Genomic DNA, 17,569 nt, shown 5'->3' on the forward strand with positions numbered 1-17,569 from the left:
TTGTGCTCACTGGGCGTCCGCCGCGCGCACCGCGCTCACGAACGCCGCCATCCGGGCGTGATCCTTCACGCCCTTCTCGCCCGGTACCTCGATGCCACTGGAGACATCGACCGCGTACGGGCGGATCTGGCGTATCGCATCACCGACGTTTCGAGCGCTCAAGCCACCACTCAAAACGGCCCGATGCACGAGCTCTGCGGGAATAAGTGACCAATCGAAGACCTTGCCGCTGCCGCCGTAGTCCGGCACATGGGTGTCGAACAACAAGCCGCTGGCTGTCGAATAGTGAAGTGCCGATTCTACCAAATCGGCGCGCTGCGTCGAGGCCCCCACGCGCAGGGCGCGCATCCAGGGCAGCCGGGCCTCGCGCGCGAGCGCCAGGCACTGCTCCGGCGTCTCGTCGCCGTGGAACTGCAGCGTGGTGAGCGGCACCGCGTCGAGCACGCGTGCCAGTTCCCCGGGCGCGGCGTTCACGAACAGCCCGACCGCCGAGACGAAGGGCGGCACGCGCCGCACGAGTTCGGCGGCCTGCGCGATGCTCACCGCGCGCGGGCTCTTCGGGTAGAACACGAAGCCGACCGCGTCGGCGCCGAGCGCCACGGCATGATCGACATCGGCGGGACGGGACAGCCCGCACAGCTTGATGCGGGTACGGGCTTGCGGCGTGGCGGCGGGGCCGCCGGCGGAAAGGGTCGTATCGGTCATCGTCAGGCGTTCCTGCTGGCGCGCGCGCCGCGAAGCCGGATCGGCTCGCGAGCGCGCGGCTCGGGTTCGATTGAGGCGCTCAGGGCTGCGGGTTCGCGCCGGGCGCCGGGCCGTCGAGGTCGGCCCACACCGTGCTCCACGGCACGCTGCCGAGTTGCGCGGGCGGCACCGCGAATTCCTCAGGATAGCCGACATGCGCCAGGTACAGCCCGTCGGGCGCGAAGGTCGGCGCGGCGCGCTCGCGGTTGCGCGCGGCCAGCACCTCGGCCATCCAGTCGGCCGGGTAGCGCCCGCGTCCCACCGCGATCAGGCAGCCCATCAGGTTGCGCACCATGTGGTGCAGGAAGGCGTTGGCGCGGAACCGGAAGTGGATGAAGCTGCCCGAGGCGCGGATATCGATCTGGTACAGGTGCTTGACCGGCGTCTTCGACTGGCATTCCGAGGAGCGGAACGAGGAGAAGTCGTGCTCGCCGATCAGGTGCCGCGCGGCCTCGCGCATCGCCTCGATATCGAGCGGCGTGTGGACCCAGCCGGCACGCGAGGCGAGCATCGGCGAGCGCACCGGATGCACGTAGAGCGCGTAGTAATAGGTGCGCTCGAACGCGGCGAAGCGCGCGTGGAAGCTGTCCGGCATCGGCCTGGCCCACTGCACGGCCACCGTCGAGGGCAGGAAGGCGTTGGTACCGCGCACCCAGGAGAAGTCGCTGCGATCGAGGTCGGTGTCGAAATGGACCACCTGCCCCAGGCCATGCACGCCCGTGTCGGTGCGACCGGCCACCACCGTCTGCAGGGGCACCAGCGCGAACGCCTTGAGCGCGCGTTCCAGCTCGTCCTGCACGGTCTTGCCGTGCGGCTGCGATTGCCAGCCGCAGAACGCCGCGCCGTCGTACTGGATACCGAGGGCGATGCGCATCACGAGGCGTCGGCGAGTTTCGCGAGCATGGCGCGCGCGGCCTCGCGCGTGTCGGCGCGGTTCGCGTCGATCACCTCGCCCAGCAGCAGGCGCGCGCCGTGCAGGTCGCCGAGCTCGACATATTCCCCGGCCAGTTCAAGCTTGTTGCGCGCAATCTGGTCCAGCGCGGCCTCAGTCGGCGGCGGCAGCGTCGCGCCCGGGCCGGCCGGCAGGTCGAGGTCGAAATCGAGATTCAGCGCGCCGAACTGCGCGGCGCCGAAAGGCGTGAAGCTCGGGGCGGGACGGTTTTCTGGGATCGATGGACCGGGCTCGTCGTCGAGCGGCAATTCGTCGGCGGCGGGATCCGTCCCCGCATGGGCCGCCGACGAGCCATGAAGGTCACCCTTCTGTTTGCCGGTTTCATGTGGATGAGTGGATTCGGACGGCTCGAGGCCCGCAGCCGGCAGGCGCGGGTCGGGCAGACCGTTAGTTGCGTCATGCGATGCAAAATCGAGGCCCGCGTCGGGCAGGCCGCTGCGCGGCGGCAGCGGCATGTCGAGGCTGTCCAGCGCGGACACCGCATCGGCCGGGAATTCGTGCACGGGCACACCGGACGAGACGGGATGAGTCAGTTCATTCAATTCGGTCAAGCTCGAAGGTTCGGCGGGAACGGTCGGCGGCGCTGCCTCGAGCGGCGCCGGCAGGTTCCCGTGGTCGGACTGGCCCGGCGGCGGCTCGGCCGCGTCGGGCGTGTTGGTATGCGCGGCCAGGTCGGCCGCGGGTGCCGCGGGTTCGGCCGGCGTGACCGTCTCGTCAGGGACGATCGCGGCGGCCGGTGTTTCGTTGGAAACCGCCGTCGGCGGGATGGTCGGCGGCGTGATCTCATGATCGCGATGATCGAGCGGGGCCGGGGCTTCCGGTTCGGCCGACGTGCGTTGCGCCGCCGCCTCGGCGGCAAGCACGCCCGCTCCTGCCACGGAGTCGGCATCGGCGCCACGCGCCGACGGCCGCGGCGTGACGGCCGCCTCGTCCGCGACCTTGCCCGCCGGCGGTTCGGACTTCGCGGCGGCCGGCACGGCTTCGTCATCGGGCTCGGCGCGTTTGCGACGCCGGAATGCGAAACCGAGGATCAGCGCCGCCGCCGCGACACCGACCGCGATCACCGCGGTCCGGTCGAACGGCGCTGCCGGGGCACTGGGTTGCGCGGCGGCCGGCTTGGCGGGCGCTGCTGCAACGGGCGGTGCCGAGGCCGGCGCGGACGACGCCGAGGCGCTGGAAGCCTGCTCCGCCCCGCTCGCCGCCGATGCCACGCTTGCTGGCGCCGCCTTCGACGGCGCCGCTGCCGGCTTCGCCTTGGGTGCCGCGCTGTCGGGCGCGGGTTTGCCGATGCCGTGCAACTGCAATTCCATCAGCACGCGGTTCTTCAGCGCCAGCAATTGCTGCAGGCTGGACGGACGCGCCTGCGGTGCGTTCGCCAGCGGCGCCGAGGCCGCGCGGGGCGTGACCTGGACCGCGCTGCCGGGGGCCAGCAGTGCGGCCTCCGCGGCGCTCGATCCAACCGGCGGCGCGGTCTGGATCGAACCGCTCCAGGAATGCGCGCTGGCCGGATCGCCGGGGTTGCCGCCATTGGCATGCTGGGCGGCGCCCGGCTGTGTTGCCGGTGCAGCCGTCGCCGCGGAGCCGCCCTGGGCGAGCGCCGCCGAAGTCGGTGTCACCGCCGCGGCCGCCGACACGCCCGTTACCGCAGCCGACGAGACGCCGGCCGGATGCGCGGGCAACGACGCGTCGACATGCGATGCGCCCGAAGCCGACGAAGCGCCTGCGACCGGGGCCGCGCCAGTGGCCGCTGTTGCAACCGTCGCCGGATGCGGCATCGAACCACCGGCAGCCGGTACGGCGGCAGCAGGATTGGAATGCGCTCCCGCAACACTTCCCGCCGACGACGCGCCCGGCGTAGCCGAGCTGCCCGCATACGGCGCCACTGCGCCTGCCACGGCCGTCGCGGCAGTGCCTGCATGTGCGGGCGCGGCCCCGGCCGGCGCCGAAGCCCCTGAAGCCCCCGAAACAGTCGATGTGGCAACCGGCGACGCCACGGCCGACCCGCTTGCGTCGAGCGGCGGCACCGTCAGCGTCGCGCCCACCTTCAGCCGGCTCGGGTCGTGCTTCATGAAAGCCTGCGGATTCGCGGCGAACAGCGCGCGGCCGGCTCGCGCCAGCACGCCCGGATCGCGCGACTGGGTGGCCGCCACCGCGATATCGTTGAGCGATTGACCTGGCTGGACCGTGATCGACTGCGGTGCACTCGCCGCGGCATCGGACGGCGCGGCCTGCGCGAGCGGCACGGCCGAAGCGGACATCAGCGCGAACACCGCGCCCGCGATCGCACGAAGCGCGAACGCTCGCGGCGACAGCGCGGCGCGTGCTCGGGCAAGAGGGGAAATACCGGGGAAAAATCGCAGCGTCATCGGCACATTCGCCGCGGCAGCGCGCGGCCCTGGTTCGCGTTGGAAGGAGGACAGGATTCTGGACGTCGCGGGGGCGCAGGGCGCCACGCGTGCGCGACGCCGATTGCGTCGTAACCGCGTAGTTTACTTTACCCGCCGGCCATTTCGTCGAATTTGTGGCGCCGGCCGCGGATCCGGACCGGACGCGACCGCCGCGCGACGGGCACAAAAACGAAACGGCGCTCGCCGCCCCGGCGAAACACCGGGCACCGCGAACGCCGTCGCCGCCGTCCTTGCCGGACGCGGAACGCTTCGGCTTACTTGTCGAGCAGGATGCGCAGCATGCGGCGCAGCGGCTCGGCCGCGCCCCACAGCAGCTGGTCGCCGACCGTGAAGGCCGACAGGTATTCGCCGCCCATCGCCAGCTTGCGCAGGCGGCCGACCGGCACCGTCAGGGTGCCCGTGACGACGGCCGGTGACAGCTCGCGCATCGAGGCCTCGCGCTCGTTCGGCACCACCTTCACCCAGTCGTTGGCCGAGGCGAGGATCGCGTTGACCTCGTCGAGCGGCACGTCCTTCTTCAGCTTGATGGTGAGCGCCTGCGAATGGCAACGCATCGCGCCGATCCGCACGCACAGGCCGTCGACCAGGATCGAGCCCGGCTCGCCCATGGCAGGCTTGCCGAGGATCTTGTTGGTCTCGGCGCCGCCCTTCCACTCCTCCTTCGACATGCCGTTGCCGAGATCCTTGTCGATCCAGGGGATCAGCGAGCCGGCCAGCGGCACGCCGAACTGGCTGGTCGGCATCGCCTCGCCGTTCATCGCGGCCAGCACGCGGCGGTCGATGTCGAGGATCGCCGAGGCCGGATCGGCCAGTTGCTCGGCCACCGCGCCGTGCAGCGTGCCCATCTGCGACAGCAGCTCGCGCATGTTCTGCGCGCCGGCGCCCGATGCGGCCTGGTAGGTCATGGCCGTCATCCAGTCGACCAGGTTCTCGCGGTACAGGCCGCCCAGCGCCATCAGCATCAGGCTGACCGTGCAGTTGCCGCCGACGAAGTTGCGGGTGCCCTTGACCAGCGCGTCCTTGATCACGTCGAGGTTGACCGGGTCGAGGATGATGACCGCGTCATCCTTCATGCGCAGCGACGAGGCCGCGTCGATCCAGTAGCCGTTCCAGCCGGCCGAGCGCAGCTTGGGGAACACCTCGTTGGTGTAGTCGCCGCCCTGGCAGGTGATGATCACGTCGCACTTCTTGAGATCGTCGATGCTCGAGGCGTCCTTGAGCGTGGACTCGTTTTTCGCGAAGGCCGGTGCCTTGCCGCCCGCGTTGCTGGTGCTGAAAAACACCGGCTCGATCAGATCGAAATCGCCTTCTTCCTGCATGCGCTGCATCAGGACGCTGCCGACCATGCCGCGCCAACCTACGAGACCTACGTTCATGACTAACCCTTTGCTTGAGAGCTTCCCCGCCTTTTCCGTCCCCCGTGTAACCGCGCGGGGAAATCAGGCGGGCACGACGGATGACGATCAGCTTTTCGTGATCGTTTTCGTGGTGATGATTTTCGTGGAGACGATGGCGCGCGTCAGCGCACGGGCCGTGATGCCGTGCAGCTTGGAGACCGGGGAGATCGAACGATTTTGCGCCATGCGAAAGAGTCTACACAAACCTGGTGGGCCGTACAACGGCCCGTCGTTGCTATCGTGCGCGATGTCGCGCGGGTACTCTGTTTCCGGGACAGATCGAGGCAATACGCACCGGAACGAGGGTTCGCCGCGCCTCGCATCGCGAACCGGAACGGCCGCCGCGCCGTCGCTTCACGCGGCGGGCCGCCCGCTCGGGCTTACAGCGCGGCGACCACCGCGTCGCCCATCTGCACCGTGCCGACCTGCTTGCAGCCCGGCGTGGCGATATCGCCGGTCCGGTAGCCCTGCTCCAGCACCTTCTGCACCGCGCGCTCGATACGCTCGGCCTGCTCGCCGCGATTCAACGAGTAGCGCAGCAGCATCGCGACCGACAGGATGGTCGCCAGCGGATTGGCGACGCCCTTGCCGGCGATGTCCGGCGCCGAGCCGTGCGAGGGCTCGTACAGGCCCTTGTTGTTCTTGTCGAGCGAGGCCGAGGGCAGCATGCCGATCGAGCCGGTCAGCATCGCGGCTTCGTCCGAGAGGATGTCGCCGAACATGTTGCCGGTGACGATCACGTCGAACTGCTTGGGCGCCTTGGCCAGTTGCATCGCGGCGTTGTCGACGTACATGTGCGAGAGCTCGACCTCGGCGTATTCCTTCGACACGTCGATCATGATGTCGCGCCAGAACTGCGAGGTCTCGAGCACGTTGGCCTTGTCCACCGACAGCAGCTTGCGGTTGCGCTTCTGCGCGGCCTGGAACGCGACGTGGGCGATGCGGCGCACCTCGGGCTCCGAATAGCGCATCGTGTCGAAACCCTCGCGCGCGCCGGCGAACGGGCCGTCCGGCGCCTCGCGCGTGCCGCGCGGCTGGCCGAAGTAGATGTCACCGTTCAGCTCGCGCACGATCAGGATGTCGAGGCCCGAGATCAGCGCCGGCTTCAGCGGCGAGGCGTCCACCAGTTGCTCGTAGCAGATCGCCGGGCGGAAGTTGGCGAACAGCTCGAGATGCTTGCGCAGCCCGAGGATCGCCTGCTCCGGACGCAGCGCACGCTCCAGCGAGTCGTACTTCCAGTCGCCCACGGCGCCGAACAGGATCGCGTCGGCTTCCTTGGCCAGCTTCAGCGTGGCCTCGGGCAGCGGGCGGCCGGCGGCCTCGTAGCCGGCGCCGCCGACCGGCGCCTGTTCGAGTTCGAATTGCTCGTCGAGGGCGTTCAGGACCTTCACCGCTTCGGTGACGATCTCCTGGCCGATGCCGTCGCCCGGCAGCACTGCAATCTTCATGCGATTTTCCTGAAAGAGTTGTGAGTTCGGAACCCGCGCGCCGCGCGCGCCTTCAGCCGATCAGACGGTTGTTGAGCCAGGGCTGCTTGGCCAGGCGCTCGGCCTCGAACTGGCGGATCTTGTCGGCGTGGCGCAGGGTCAGGCCGATGTCGTCGAAGCCGTTCAGCAGGCAATACTTGCGGAAGCCCGACACCTCGAACGGATATTCGCGGCCGTCGCCGGTGCGCACCACCTGCGCCTCCAGGTCGATGGTCAACTGGTAGCCGTTGAACGCGTAGGTGTCGTTGAACAGGTGGTCGACCTGCTGCTCGGTCAGCACGATCGGCAGCAGCCCGTTCTTGTAGCAGTTGTTGAAGAAGATGTCGGCGAAGCTCGGCGCGATGATGGCGCGGAAGCCGTATTGCTGCAGCGCCCAGGGCGCGTGCTCGCGCGAGCTGCCGCAGCCGAAGTTCTTGCGCGCCAGCAGCACCGAGGCGCCCTGGTAGCGCGGCTGGTTCAGCACGAAGTCGGGATTGAGCGGACGCTTGGCATTGTCCTGGCCCGGCTCGCCGCGGTCGAGGTAGCGCCATTCGTCGAAGGCGTTCGGGCCGAAGCCGGTGCGCTTGATCGACTTGAGGAACTGCTTCGGGATGATCGCGTCGGTGTCGACGTTTTCGCGATCGAGCGGCGCCACGACGCCGGTATGCACTGTGAATTTTTCCATGATCCGTTTCCAGATTGGACGCCGGCCCCGGGGCCGGCGCTCGACTGTTCTTCGCTTGGTCCGTCAGGCGGCGATCAGTTCGCGGCGCGCGTGATCGCGCGGCCCGCGGCATTGATGTCCTCGCCGACGCCGGCCACCGTGTGGCAGGCGGCCAGCCCGAATACCATGCCCGCCAGGGCGAGCGCCGCCGCCAGGCGGCCGACGATGAGGTTGCGGTTGCTGCGCATGCTTATCCCAGCCGGCGAATATCGACGAAATGGCCCTCGATGGCGGCGGCTGCCGCCATCGCCGGGCTGACCAGGTGGGTGCGGCCGCCCGCGCCCTGACGACCCTCGAAATTGCGGTTCGAGGTGGACGCGCAGCGCTCGCCCGGCTCGAGGCGGTCGGCGTTCATCGCCAGGCACATCGAGCAGCCCGGCTCGCGCCATTCGAAGCCGGCATCCTTGAACACCTTGTCGAGCCCTTCTCGCTCGGCCTGCGCCTTCACCAGGCCCGAGCCCGGCACCACCATCGCCAGGCGCACGTTGGCGGCGACGCGACGATTCAGCTTCTTCACCACGTAGGCGGCCGCGCGGATGTCCTCGATGCGCGCATTGGTGCAGGAGCCGATGAAGATCTTGTCGACCTTGATCGATTCGATAGGCATGTTCGGCTCGAGCGCCATGTAGCTCAGCGCGCGCTCCATCGCGTCGCGCTTGACCGGGTCCTTCTCGCGCTCGGGATCGGGCACGCGGCTGTCGACCGCCGTGACCATTTCCGGCGAAGTGCCCCAGGTCACCTGCGGGACGATGTCGGCCGCGCTCAGCTCGACCACGCGGTCGAACTGCGCGCCGTCGTCGGAGCGGAAGCCGCGCCAGTACTGCACGGCCTGGTCCCACTCGGCGCCGGTCGGCGAGAACGGGCGGCCCTTGAGGTAGTCGATGGTGGTATCGTCCACCGCGACCATGCCGGCGCGCGCGCCTGCCTCGATCGCCATGTTGCAGACCGTCATGCGGCCTTCCATCGACAGCGAGCGGATCATCGAGCCGCCGAATTCCATCGCGTAGCCGGTGCCGCCGGCCGTGCCGATCTTGCCGATGATGGCCAGCACGATGTCCTTGGCGGTGCAGCCGCGCGGCAGTTGCCCCTCGACCTTGATCAGCAGGTTCTTGCTCTTCTTCTGCAGGAGCGTCTGGGTGGCCAGCACGTGCTCGACTTCCGAGGTGCCGATGCCGTGCGCCAGCGCGCCGAACGCGCCGTGCGTGGAGGTATGCGAATCGCCGCAGACGATGGTCATGCCCGGCAGCGTCGCGCCCTGCTCCGGGCCGACGATGTGCACGATGCCCTGGCGCACGTCGTTCATCTTGAACTGGGTGATGCCGAAGCTGTCGCAGTTCGCGTCGAGCGTGTCGACCTGCAGCTTCGAGACCGGATCGGCGATGCCGTGGGTGCGATCGGTGGTGGGAACGTTATGGTCGGACACCGCGAGGTTGGCGCTGATGCGCCAGACCGGGCGCTCGCCCATCTTCAGCCCTTCGAACGCCTGCGGGCTCGTCACCTCGTGCAGCAGGTGACGGTCGATGTAGAGCAATGCGGTGCCGTCCTCCTCGGTGTGGACGACGTGCGAATTCCACAATTTGTCGTAGAGAGTCTGTGCCATGGTATGCGGGGTTTGTGGTGACGACGGTTCCTTCTGGGTTCGGTCGATTATGCCACCAAGATTGCCGCCCGGCACTACCAGGATGAGAAAAAACCCAATAAAAACAGTGGGTTGAATGGTAGTTTCGATACCTGGATAAGTGCTACCCGGCAAATGGGGGCGCTAACGGGCACCCCGCGCCGAATCAGGCCACCTCGTACTGCACGCTCACCTGCCCCTTCTTCTCCTTGACCTTGGTGATCAGCACCGCGCCGATCTCGCCCGTGCCGGCCACGTGCGTGCCGCCGCAGGGACTGAAATCGTGTTCGCCATAGGCGATCACGCGCCGCCCTTCCCGCTCGGCCAGCACGCGCGGCAAGCCGGCCGCGATCATCGCGTTGACGCCGTTCGCGAGCGCCTGCGCCTCGATCGCGGCCAGCTCGGCGTCGGCGCTGTCGCGCTCGAACACCACGCGCGCCTCGCCGGGCCAGTGATGTCCCTTCACGGCGCGCCAGCCGACGGCCGCGCCCACGTAGGCGATCAGGTGCCCGGCCGAATGCAGGCGCGCATGCAGCGCGCGCGGCCCGGCGTCGACCTCGATCTCGACCTCGCCCGGCACCACGGCGCGATCGACCAGGTGCACGACGACCTCGCCGTCGGCGGCCACGCGCAGCACGCGCGCCTCGCCGATCCGGCCCGTATCCGACGGCTGGCCGCCGCCTTGCGGATGGAACAGCGTCTCGGCCAGCGTCACGCGAAAGCGCCCGGCCTCCTCGTCGGGCTCGCAGGCGAGCACCTCGGTGCTCAGCGTCAGCGCATCGCTGTCGAAATAGCGGCGGATCGTCATGGTGTTTCCTCGTGCGGGGATATCGAGGTTCCGACTATGCGGTCGACAGCCGCGCCGCTCAAGGGGTTCGGGCCATTCAATTTTTTACAATCCGCGCCCGACGCCGCGCGCGTAGCCTGATGCCCGAACCACTCCTTTCCTCAGACGACTCGCCAGGATCACGCCTCATGGAACACGCCCCGACGCCGGACCAACCGACCCTGAACTTCAGCAGCGACAACACCGCCGGCGCGGCGCCCGCCGTGCTCGATGCCCTGGTCGCCTGCGCGGCCGGCCACGCGGCGCCCTATGGCGCCGATCCCTGGACCGCGCGCGTCGAGCAAAGGCTCGCCGAGCTGTTCGAGCACGAGGTGGCGGTGTTCATCGTCTCCACCGGCACGGCCGCCAACTCGCTCGCGCTGGCCGCGCTGACGCCGCCCTGGGGCAGCGTGCTGTGCCACCCGGGCAGCCACATCAACAACGACGAATGCGGCGCGCCGGCCTTCTACGCCGACGGCGCCAAGCTGATCACGGTGGACGGCCCCGCGGCCAAGCTGGACCCGGCCCGGCTGCGCGCGGCCGCCCGCGCCAAGCTCGGCGACGTCCATACCACCCAGCCCTCGGCCGTCAGCATCACGCAAGCCACCGAAGTCGGCAGCGTCTACACGCTAGACGAGATCGGCACGATCGGCGAGATCTGCCGCGAGGCCAATCTGCCGCTGCACATGGACGGCGCGCGCTTCGCCAATGCGCTGGTATCGCTGGGCTGCTCGCCGGCCGAGATGACCTGGCGCGCCGGCGTCGACGTGCTGTCGTTCGGCGCGACCAAGAACGGCGTGCCGGGCTCGGAGGCGGTGGTGCTGTTCGACCCGCGCCGCGCCGGGGAACTGGCCTTCCGCCGCAAGCGTGCCGGGCAGCTCGCCTCGAAGATGCGCTTCCTGTCGGCGCCGCTCGACGCCTATCTGGCCGACGATCTCTGGCTGCGCAACGCGCGTCACGCCAATGCCATGGCGCAGCGTCTCGCGGCCGGGCTGGCCGGCGTGCCGGGCGTGTCGATGACGGGTGCCGCCGAGGCCAACATCCTGTTCTGCCGGCTCCCGCAGCCGGTGATCGTCGGCCTGCTGGCGGCCGGCGTGCACTTCTATCACGATCGCTGGGAACCGGGCGTGGTGCGCTTCGTCACCTCGTTCGCCACCACCGAGGCAGAGGTCGACCGCCTGCTGGACATCGCGCGCATCGCGGCCGGCTGAGGCAGCGCACGAGCGAGCGCCCCGGTTTCGCGCGGGCGCGTCGGCACGTTTGCCTGGATGGCGTTCAGTAGCGCGACGGCGCGCAGCCGAAGGCGCGCCGGAAGGCGCGGTTGAAATGGCTCTGGTCGTAGAAACCGACGGCCTGCGCGACCTCGGCGATCGACTGCGTGCCCCGGTGCAGCATCAGGCAGGCACGCTCCAGGCGCAGCCGCACCAGCCAGGCATGCGGTGTCATCGAGGCGCTGCGCTTGAACAGCTTGAGGAATACGAAACGGTCCAGCTCGCAAAGCGCGGCCAGTTCGTCCAGCGTGATCTTCTCGGCCAGATGCGCCTCGCAGTAGTCGCGCACGCGCTGCCATTGCAGATCCGACAAGGCACCCGCGACCTGCCGCGGCGCCCAGGCGCGCGATTGCGCGAACAGGCGCTCGAGCGCGACCAGCCAGGCCGACTGCACGCCCAGCGGGGCATCGCGGTATTCGCCGCGCAGCGCAGCGTGAATCGCGTTGAGCCGCTGCGCCAGCCCCAGATCCTCGAGCGAGGCGCCCTGCAGCGCGGGCTCCCGCGTGCTGCCCGACAACTCCTCGGCCAGCCCCGCCATCAGCTCGGGCGGCAGGCGGAAGGTCTTCAGCGTGTAGGCGCCGTCGCCCACGCGCGTGCCGTCATGCACCTCGCCGGGCGGCATCAGTGAGACGCTGCCGGGGCCGAGCAACACCGTCTTGCCGCCGAACTGCTGGCGCTGGACGCCCTCGGTCACCACCCCGACGTGGAAATCGAGGTGGTAATGACGATCGAAGCGGAATTCGCTGAAACGCGCGTCGCCGAGCACGAGTCCGGGGACGTCGCGGCTGCGGGTGTATTCGACGCGGTCTTTCATGGGAAGCGGCTGGATGCGGGAAGGCGGGAACGGGCCGTGGCCGCCTCCTCGGCGGCGCGGCATAGCCGGCCCTAAGCCGGAGTGCGTTCGAGCTTAGCATGCCCGGCCCCGGGGCGCCGGAGCCGCTTCAAGGCCGATAGGGGCGGGTTATTCGGTCGACATCGGCGCCGACGAGGGCGTCGCGAACGGATAGGTATCCGAGGACGACTTCGCGATCCGGTTCGATTCGCAGGCCGGCCGGAAGATATCGCCGTGCCGCGGCGGCGACAGCATGGACGCGCTGGCCGCGAGCACGGCCAGCGAGGCGAGGCCGATGCCGGCACCCAGCAGCCCGCCGCCGCCCTCGCCGCGCAGCATGGGATACGGCGGCGGCCGGGTGACATCGGCCCGGCAGGTCGGCGCGGGCGGGACCGACTTGGTCAGCGTACCGTTCGCGGCGTCGCGGATGTTCTGTTCGGCGACGCCCGCGCTCGCGCCGATCGAGCCGGACAGCGTCGCGGCGGCGAGCAGGCTCGCCAATAGGGATTGGATACGCACCGGCGCCCCCTGAATTTGATCGTTCTGGTGAATGTCCGCAGTGTAGACGGATCGGCCGCGCCGCCTGTCGAGTTTTGTACGCGCTTTGTGACAGGCGGCGCCGGCATTCATTCCGGCTCGTGGCAGACCACGCAGAGCTTGTTGCCGTCGGGATCGCGAAAATACGCGCCGTAATAATCGCGGTGGTAATGGGGCCGCAAGCCGGGCGCCCCTTCGCAACTGCCGCCGCCGGCCAGCGCGAGCGCGTGGCAGCGCTCGACGGTGGCGCGATCGCGTGCCAGCAGGGCCTGCATCTGGCCGTTGCCGGGCGCCGGCGCGCCGCCGTCGAACGGGCGGCAGACCAGCAACAGCGGTCGCGCCGCCTCGGCCGGCATCCACCCCGCCATCTCGGGCGGGTTGCGGAATTTCAGCCGCAGGCCCAGCGCCTCCATCAGCGGCGCGTAAAACGCGTAGGCGCGCTCGACATCCTCCACACCGATACAGACATGAGACAGCATCGACGGCTCCCGACGACGGAATGTCCTGATGATGCCACGCCGCCCCGCCGCCTGCGTCGAGCCGGCGATACACGGCATGCGAGGCACCCAGGGCACGCCCAAAACAAAACACCCCGGGGCCGAGGCCGCCGGGGTGTTTCGGGTCGTCAGGCTAGGCTGCCGACAGGCGCCGCTCAGGCACGCTTGTCGATCGCGGTCGCTTCACGCGGCGTGGAGCCGATGAAGAGCTGACGCGGACGGCCGATCTTCTGCTCCGGATCGCCGATCATTTCGTTCCACTGGCCGATCCAGCCGACGGTACGCGCCATCGCGAAGATGCAGGTGAACATCGAGGTCGGGATGCCCAGCGCGCGCTGGACGATGCCCGAGTAGAAGTCGACGTTCGGGTACAGCTTGCGCGACACGAAGTATTCGTCTTCCAGCGCGATCTTCTCGAGCTGCATGGCGAGCTTGAACAGCGGGTCGTCGTGCAGGCCCAGTTCGTTCAGCACTTCGTAGCAGGTCTCGCGCATCAGCTTGGCGCGCGGGTCGTAGTTCTTGTAGACGCGGTGGCCGAAGCCCATCAGCTTCACGCCCGAGTTCTTGTCCTTCACCTGCTTGATGAACTCGGGGATGTTGTCGGGCGAGCCGATCTGCTCGAGCATGTTCAGCGCGGCTTCGTTCGCGCCGCCGTGCGCCGGGCCCCACAGACAGGCGATACCGGCCGCGATACACGCGAACGGGTTGGCGCCCGAGGAACCCGCCAGGCGGACCGTCGAGGTCGAGGCGTTCTGCTCGTGGTCGGCGTGCAGGATCAGGATGCGGTCGAGCGCGCGAACCAGCACGTCGTTGACCTTGTACTCCTCGCACGGGTTCGAGAACATCATGTGCATGAAGTTCGCGCTGTACGAGAGTTCGTTCTTCGGATAGACGAAGGGCTGGCCGATGCTGTACTTGTAGGCCATCGCGACCAGCGTCGGCAGCTTGGCGATCATGCGGATCGCCGAGACTTCGCGGTGACGCGGATCGTTGATGTCGAGCGAGTCGTGGTAGAACGCCGACAGCGCGCCCACCGCGGCCACCAGGATCGCCATCGGGTGCGCGTCGCGACGGAAGCCGCGGAAGAAGAAGTGCATCTGCTCGTGGACCATCGTGTGCTTCGTGACGGTCTCGACGAATTCCTTCTTCTGCGCAACGTTCGGCAGCTCGCCCTTGAGCAGCAGGTAGCAGGTCTCGAGGAAGTCGGCGTTCTGCGCGAGATTGTCGATCGGGTAACCGCGGTACAGCAGCTCGCCCTTGTCCCCGTCAATGTACGTGATGGCCGAATTGCACGACGCCGTGGACATGAAGCCCGGGTCGTAGGTGAACTTGCCGGTCTGGCCGTACAGCTTGCGGATGTCGATCACGTCCGGGCCCATCGTGCCCTTGTAGATCGGCAGTTCGACGCTCGGCGAATTGTCGCTGAACGATAGCGTGGCTTTAACATCAGACGGGGTCATGGCACATCCTCAATCGAAAATGGAAACGGGATTCGATAACGGGCGCGGCGCTCTCACACGCTGCGCAGCATCTCCAGCAGCCGGGAAACATCCGGGCCGGCAAGGTCGCCTTCCGGTTCCTTGCGCGCGAGCAGCAAGTCCATCAGGTCGTTGTCGGATAGTTCGAGCAGGCGGGTCAACGCACCCACGTCGGTATCGGTGAGGTCATGCTCGTATCGGCTGAAGAAACGCTCGATGATGAGATCGTTCTCCAGCAGACCGCGCCGCGCGCGCCAGCGAAGGCGCGCGCGGCGGTGCGGGTCGGACTGGTGCGACTGTTCAGTCATGTCGAATCAGCTCAGACCGCGCGGCGAACCATCAATTCCTTGATCTTGCCGATCGCCTTGGTCGGGTTCAGGCCCTTCGGGCAGACGTCGACGCAGTTCATGATCGTATGGCAACGGAACAGACGGTACGGATCCTCGAGATTGTCGAGGCGTTCGGCGGTGGCTTCGTCGCGGCTGTCGGCGATGAAGCGGTAGGCCTGCAGCAGGCCGGCCGGGCCGACGAACTTGTCCGGGTTCCACCAGAAGCTCGGGCACGAGGTCGAGCAGCTGGCGCACAGGATGCACTCGTAGACGCCGTCGAGCTCTTCGCGCTCTTCCGGCGACTGCAGGCGCTCCTTCTCGGGCGGCGGCGTGTCGTTGATCAGGAACGGCTTGATCGAGTGGTACTGGTTGAAGAAGTGCGTCATGTCGACGATCAGGTCGCGCACCACCGGCAGGCCCGGCAGCGGGCGCAGCACGATCTTCTGCGGCAACTCGTTCAGGTTCGTGAGGCACGCCAGGCCGTTCTTGCCGTTGATGTTCATCGCGTCCGAGCCGCACACGCCTTCGCGGCAGGAGCGACGGAACGACAGGGTTTCGTCGACTTCCTTGAGCTTGACGAGCGCGTCGAGCAGCATGCGTTCATGCGTGAGCTCGAGTTCGTACGTCTGCATGCGCGGCGCCGCGTCCTTGTCCGGATCGTAACGATAGAGTTCGAAAATGCGTTTTGCCATGGTCAGATTCTCCGGATTCGGCTTAGAACGTACGTGCCTTGGGCGGGACGGATTCGACCGTCAGCGGCTGCATGTGCACCGGCTTGTAGTCGAGGCGGTCGCCTTCGCTGAACCACAGCGTATGACGCATCCAGTTTTCGTCGTCGCGATGCGGGAAGTCGTCCTGCGCATGCGCGCCGCGGCTTTCCTTGCGGGCCTCGGCCGACACCATCGTGGCACGCGCCACTTCGACGAGGTTCGCCACTTCGAGCGCTTCGACGCGCGCGGTGTTGAACACCTTCGACTTGTCCTTCAGGTGGATGTGCTGGGCACGCTCGGCCACCTTCTTGATGTCTTCCACGCCTTCGGCCAGCAGCGCCGAGGTACGGAACACGCCGGCATGCTTCTGCATCGAGCCGCGGATCTCGTTGGCGACGCTCTGCGCGTATTCGCCCGAGCTCGAGCTGTCGAGCTTGGCCAGGCGCGAGAGCGCGAAATCGGCCGCGTCCTTCGGCAGCGGCTTGTGCTCGCGCTGCTTCTTGACGTGTTCGACGATGTGGTTGCCGGCCGCGCGGCCGAACACCACCAGGTCGAGCAGCGAGTTGGTGCCCAGGCGGTTCGCGCCGTGCACCGACACGCAGGAGCACTCGCCGACGGCGTAGAAGCCGTTGATCGGGTCTTCGTGGCCCTTCGAGGTACCGACCACCTGGCCGTGGATGTTGGTCGGGATGCCGCCCATCTGGTAATGGATGGTCGGCACGACCGGGATCGGTTCCTTGATGCAGTCGACGTTCGCGAACTTCAGCGCGATCTCGCGGATCGACGGCAGACGCTTCATGATCGTCTCGGCGCCGATGTGCGACAGGTCGAGCAGCACGTGGTCCTTGTTCGGGCCCACGCCGCGGCCTTCCTTGATTTCCTGGTCCATCGAGCGCGAGACGAAGTCGCGCGGCGCCAGGTCCTTCAGGGTCGGTGCGTAGCGCTCCATGAAGCGCTCGCCGTCCGAGTTGCGCAGGATGCCGCCCTCGCCGCGCACGCCTTCGGTGATCAGCACGCCCGCGCCGGCCACGCCGGTCGGGTGGAACTGCCAGAACTCCATGTCCTGCAGCGCGATGCCCGAACGGGCCGCCATGCCGAGGCCGTCGCCGGTGTTGATGAAGGCGTTGGTGGAGGCCGCGAAGATCCGGCCGGCGCCGCCGGTGGCGAACAGCGTGGTCTTGCCTTCGAGGATGTAGACGTCGCCCGTTTCCATTTCCAGGGCGGTCACGCCGAGCACGTCGCCGTCCGCGTCGCGGATCAGGTCGAGCGCCATCCATTCGACGAAGAATTGCGTCTTGGCCGCGACGTTCTGCTGGTACAGCGTGTGCAGCAGCGCATGGCCGGTACGGTCGGCGGCCGCGCAGGCGCGCTGCACCGGCTTCTCGCCGTAGTTCGCGGTGTGGCCGCCGAACGGGCGCTGGTAGATCGTGCCGTCGGCGTTACGGTCGAACGGCATGCCGAAGTGCTCGAGCTCGTAGACGGCATTCGGCGCTTCGCGGCACATGAACTCGATCGCGTCCTGGTCGCCAAGCCAGTCGGAGCCCTTGATCGTGTCGTAGAAGTGGTAGTGCCAGTTGTCTTCGCTCATGTTGCCCAGCGAGGCACCGATCCCGCCTTGCGCGGCGACCGTGTGCGAACGCGTCGGGAACACCTTCGACAGCACGCAGACCGACAGGCCCGCGCGCGCGAGTTGCAGCGAGGCGCGCATCCCCGAGCCGCCCGCGCCGACGATGACCACGTCGAACTTGCGACGCGGCAGGGAAGTATTGATTGCAGCCAT

The 17,569-nt window shown here is 68.2% G+C and carries 17 protein-coding genes and 1 pseudogene; 2 read left to right on the top strand and 16 right to left on the bottom strand.

The genetic code is table 11. The annotated features are described in order from the left end of the window. Positions 1-6: 6 nt before the first annotated feature. The 4 genes from BM43_RS08170 to asd all read right to left on the bottom strand — a co-directional run bounded on the left by BM43_RS08170 (position 7) and on the right by asd (position 5,480). Positions 7-705 carry a phosphoribosylanthranilate isomerase gene (locus BM43_RS08170; protein ID WP_036055917.1) on the bottom strand — a complete coding sequence of 233 codons (699 nt, stop codon included), beginning with the start codon at positions 703-705 and terminating at the stop codon, positions 7-9. A 79-nt stretch (positions 706-784) separates the two neighbouring features. Beyond that, complete coding sequence (gene truA, locus BM43_RS08175) at positions 785-1,618, bottom strand: tRNA pseudouridine(38-40) synthase TruA (RefSeq protein WP_036055916.1); 834 nt, start codon at positions 1,616-1,618, stop codon at positions 785-787. After that, complete coding sequence (locus BM43_RS08180) at positions 1,618-4,062, bottom strand: FimV/HubP family polar landmark protein (protein WP_042286723.1); 2,445 nt, start codon at positions 4,060-4,062, stop codon at positions 1,618-1,620. The genes truA and BM43_RS08180 overlap by 1 nt, the downstream gene beginning before the upstream one ends. Before the next feature lie 296 nt (positions 4,063-4,358). Continuing rightward, on the bottom strand, positions 4,359-5,480 hold the full coding sequence (gene asd, locus BM43_RS08185; RefSeq protein WP_036055914.1) for an aspartate-semialdehyde dehydrogenase: 1,122 nt from the start codon (positions 5,478-5,480) through the stop codon (positions 4,359-4,361). Between asd and BM43_RS42665 the strand changes: the two are divergent. Further along, positions 5,479-5,637 (top strand): annotated as a pseudogene (locus tag BM43_RS42665) (3-isopropylmalate dehydrogenase); the annotation flags it as partial. The gene asd and the pseudogene BM43_RS42665 sit on opposite strands and share 2 nt — an antisense overlap. A 244-nt stretch (positions 5,638-5,881) precedes the next feature. Here BM43_RS42665 and leuB read toward each other — a convergent pair. From leuB to BM43_RS08215, 5 genes are all read right to left on the bottom strand, one after another. Then, the gene (gene leuB, locus BM43_RS08195; RefSeq protein WP_036055913.1) at positions 5,882-6,949 is read right to left on the bottom strand and encodes a 3-isopropylmalate dehydrogenase; all 1,068 of its coding nucleotides are present in this window, start codon (positions 6,947-6,949) and stop codon (positions 5,882-5,884) included. A 52-nt stretch (positions 6,950-7,001) separates the two neighbouring features. Next, positions 7,002-7,652 carry a 3-isopropylmalate dehydratase small subunit gene (gene leuD / locus BM43_RS08200; protein WP_013690584.1) on the bottom strand — a complete coding sequence of 217 codons (651 nt, stop codon included), beginning with the start codon at positions 7,650-7,652 and terminating at the stop codon, positions 7,002-7,004. A 74-nt stretch (positions 7,653-7,726) separates the two neighbouring features. Next, positions 7,727-7,879, bottom strand: a complete 153-nt coding sequence (locus tag BM43_RS08205; RefSeq protein ID WP_025098901.1) for an entericidin A/B family lipoprotein — start codon at positions 7,877-7,879, stop codon at positions 7,727-7,729. Between the two features lie 2 nt (positions 7,880-7,881). Then, positions 7,882-9,291 (bottom strand): 3-isopropylmalate dehydratase large subunit, encoded by a 1,410-nt coding sequence (gene leuC / locus BM43_RS08210; protein ID WP_036055912.1) that lies wholly within the window; start codon positions 9,289-9,291, stop codon positions 7,882-7,884. Positions 9,292-9,475: 184 nt separating this feature from the next. Then, positions 9,476-10,117, bottom strand: coding sequence for an alanyl-tRNA editing protein (locus tag BM43_RS08215; RefSeq protein WP_036055911.1), 642 nt, complete (start codon positions 10,115-10,117; stop codon positions 9,476-9,478). 167 nt (positions 10,118-10,284) lie between these two features. Between BM43_RS08215 and BM43_RS08220 the strand changes: the two genes are divergently transcribed. Next, the gene (locus BM43_RS08220; RefSeq protein ID WP_036055910.1) at positions 10,285-11,346 is read left to right on the top strand and encodes a threonine aldolase family protein; all 1,062 of its coding nucleotides are present in this window, start codon (positions 10,285-10,287) and stop codon (positions 11,344-11,346) included. Positions 11,347-11,410: 64 nt separating this feature from the next. Here the strand turns inward: BM43_RS08220 and BM43_RS08225 are convergent, their stop codons facing one another. The 7 genes from BM43_RS08225 to sdhA all read right to left on the bottom strand — a co-directional run bounded on the left by BM43_RS08225 (position 11,411) and on the right by sdhA (position 17,569). Further along, on the bottom strand, positions 11,411-12,220 hold the full coding sequence (locus tag BM43_RS08225; protein ID WP_025098905.1) for an AraC family transcriptional regulator: 810 nt from the start codon (positions 12,218-12,220) through the stop codon (positions 11,411-11,413). 147 nt (positions 12,221-12,367) lie between these two features. Further along, positions 12,368-12,868, bottom strand: coding sequence for a hypothetical protein (locus tag BM43_RS08230; RefSeq protein WP_144417639.1), 501 nt, complete (start codon positions 12,866-12,868; stop codon positions 12,368-12,370). Beyond that, positions 12,865-13,254 carry a VOC family protein gene (locus BM43_RS08235; protein WP_036055908.1) on the bottom strand — a complete coding sequence of 130 codons (390 nt, stop codon included), beginning with the start codon at positions 13,252-13,254 and terminating at the stop codon, positions 12,865-12,867. Before BM43_RS08235 ends, BM43_RS08230 begins: the two co-directional genes overlap by 4 nt. 173 nt (positions 13,255-13,427) lie before the next feature. After that, entirely contained in the window at positions 13,428-14,732 is a 1,305-nt protein-coding gene (gltA, locus tag BM43_RS08240) for a citrate synthase (RefSeq protein ID WP_025098908.1), read from the bottom strand. Positions 14,733-14,785: 53 nt separating this feature from the next. Further along, on the bottom strand, positions 14,786-15,058 hold the full coding sequence (locus tag BM43_RS08245; protein ID WP_013690591.1) for an FAD assembly factor SdhE: 273 nt from the start codon (positions 15,056-15,058) through the stop codon (positions 14,786-14,788). 11 nt (positions 15,059-15,069) lie between these two features. Then, a complete protein-coding gene (locus BM43_RS08250) occupies positions 15,070-15,771 on the bottom strand; it encodes a succinate dehydrogenase iron-sulfur subunit (protein WP_013690592.1) in 702 nt (233 codons plus the stop codon). 22 nt (positions 15,772-15,793) lie between these two features. Continuing rightward, positions 15,794-17,569, bottom strand: a complete 1,776-nt coding sequence (gene sdhA, locus BM43_RS08255) for a succinate dehydrogenase flavoprotein subunit (RefSeq protein WP_013690593.1) — start codon at positions 17,567-17,569, stop codon at positions 15,794-15,796.

This window comes from Burkholderia gladioli, assembly GCF_000959725.1.
In the GTDB taxonomy this organism is placed as follows: Bacteria; Pseudomonadota; Gammaproteobacteria; order Burkholderiales; family Burkholderiaceae; genus Burkholderia; species Burkholderia gladioli.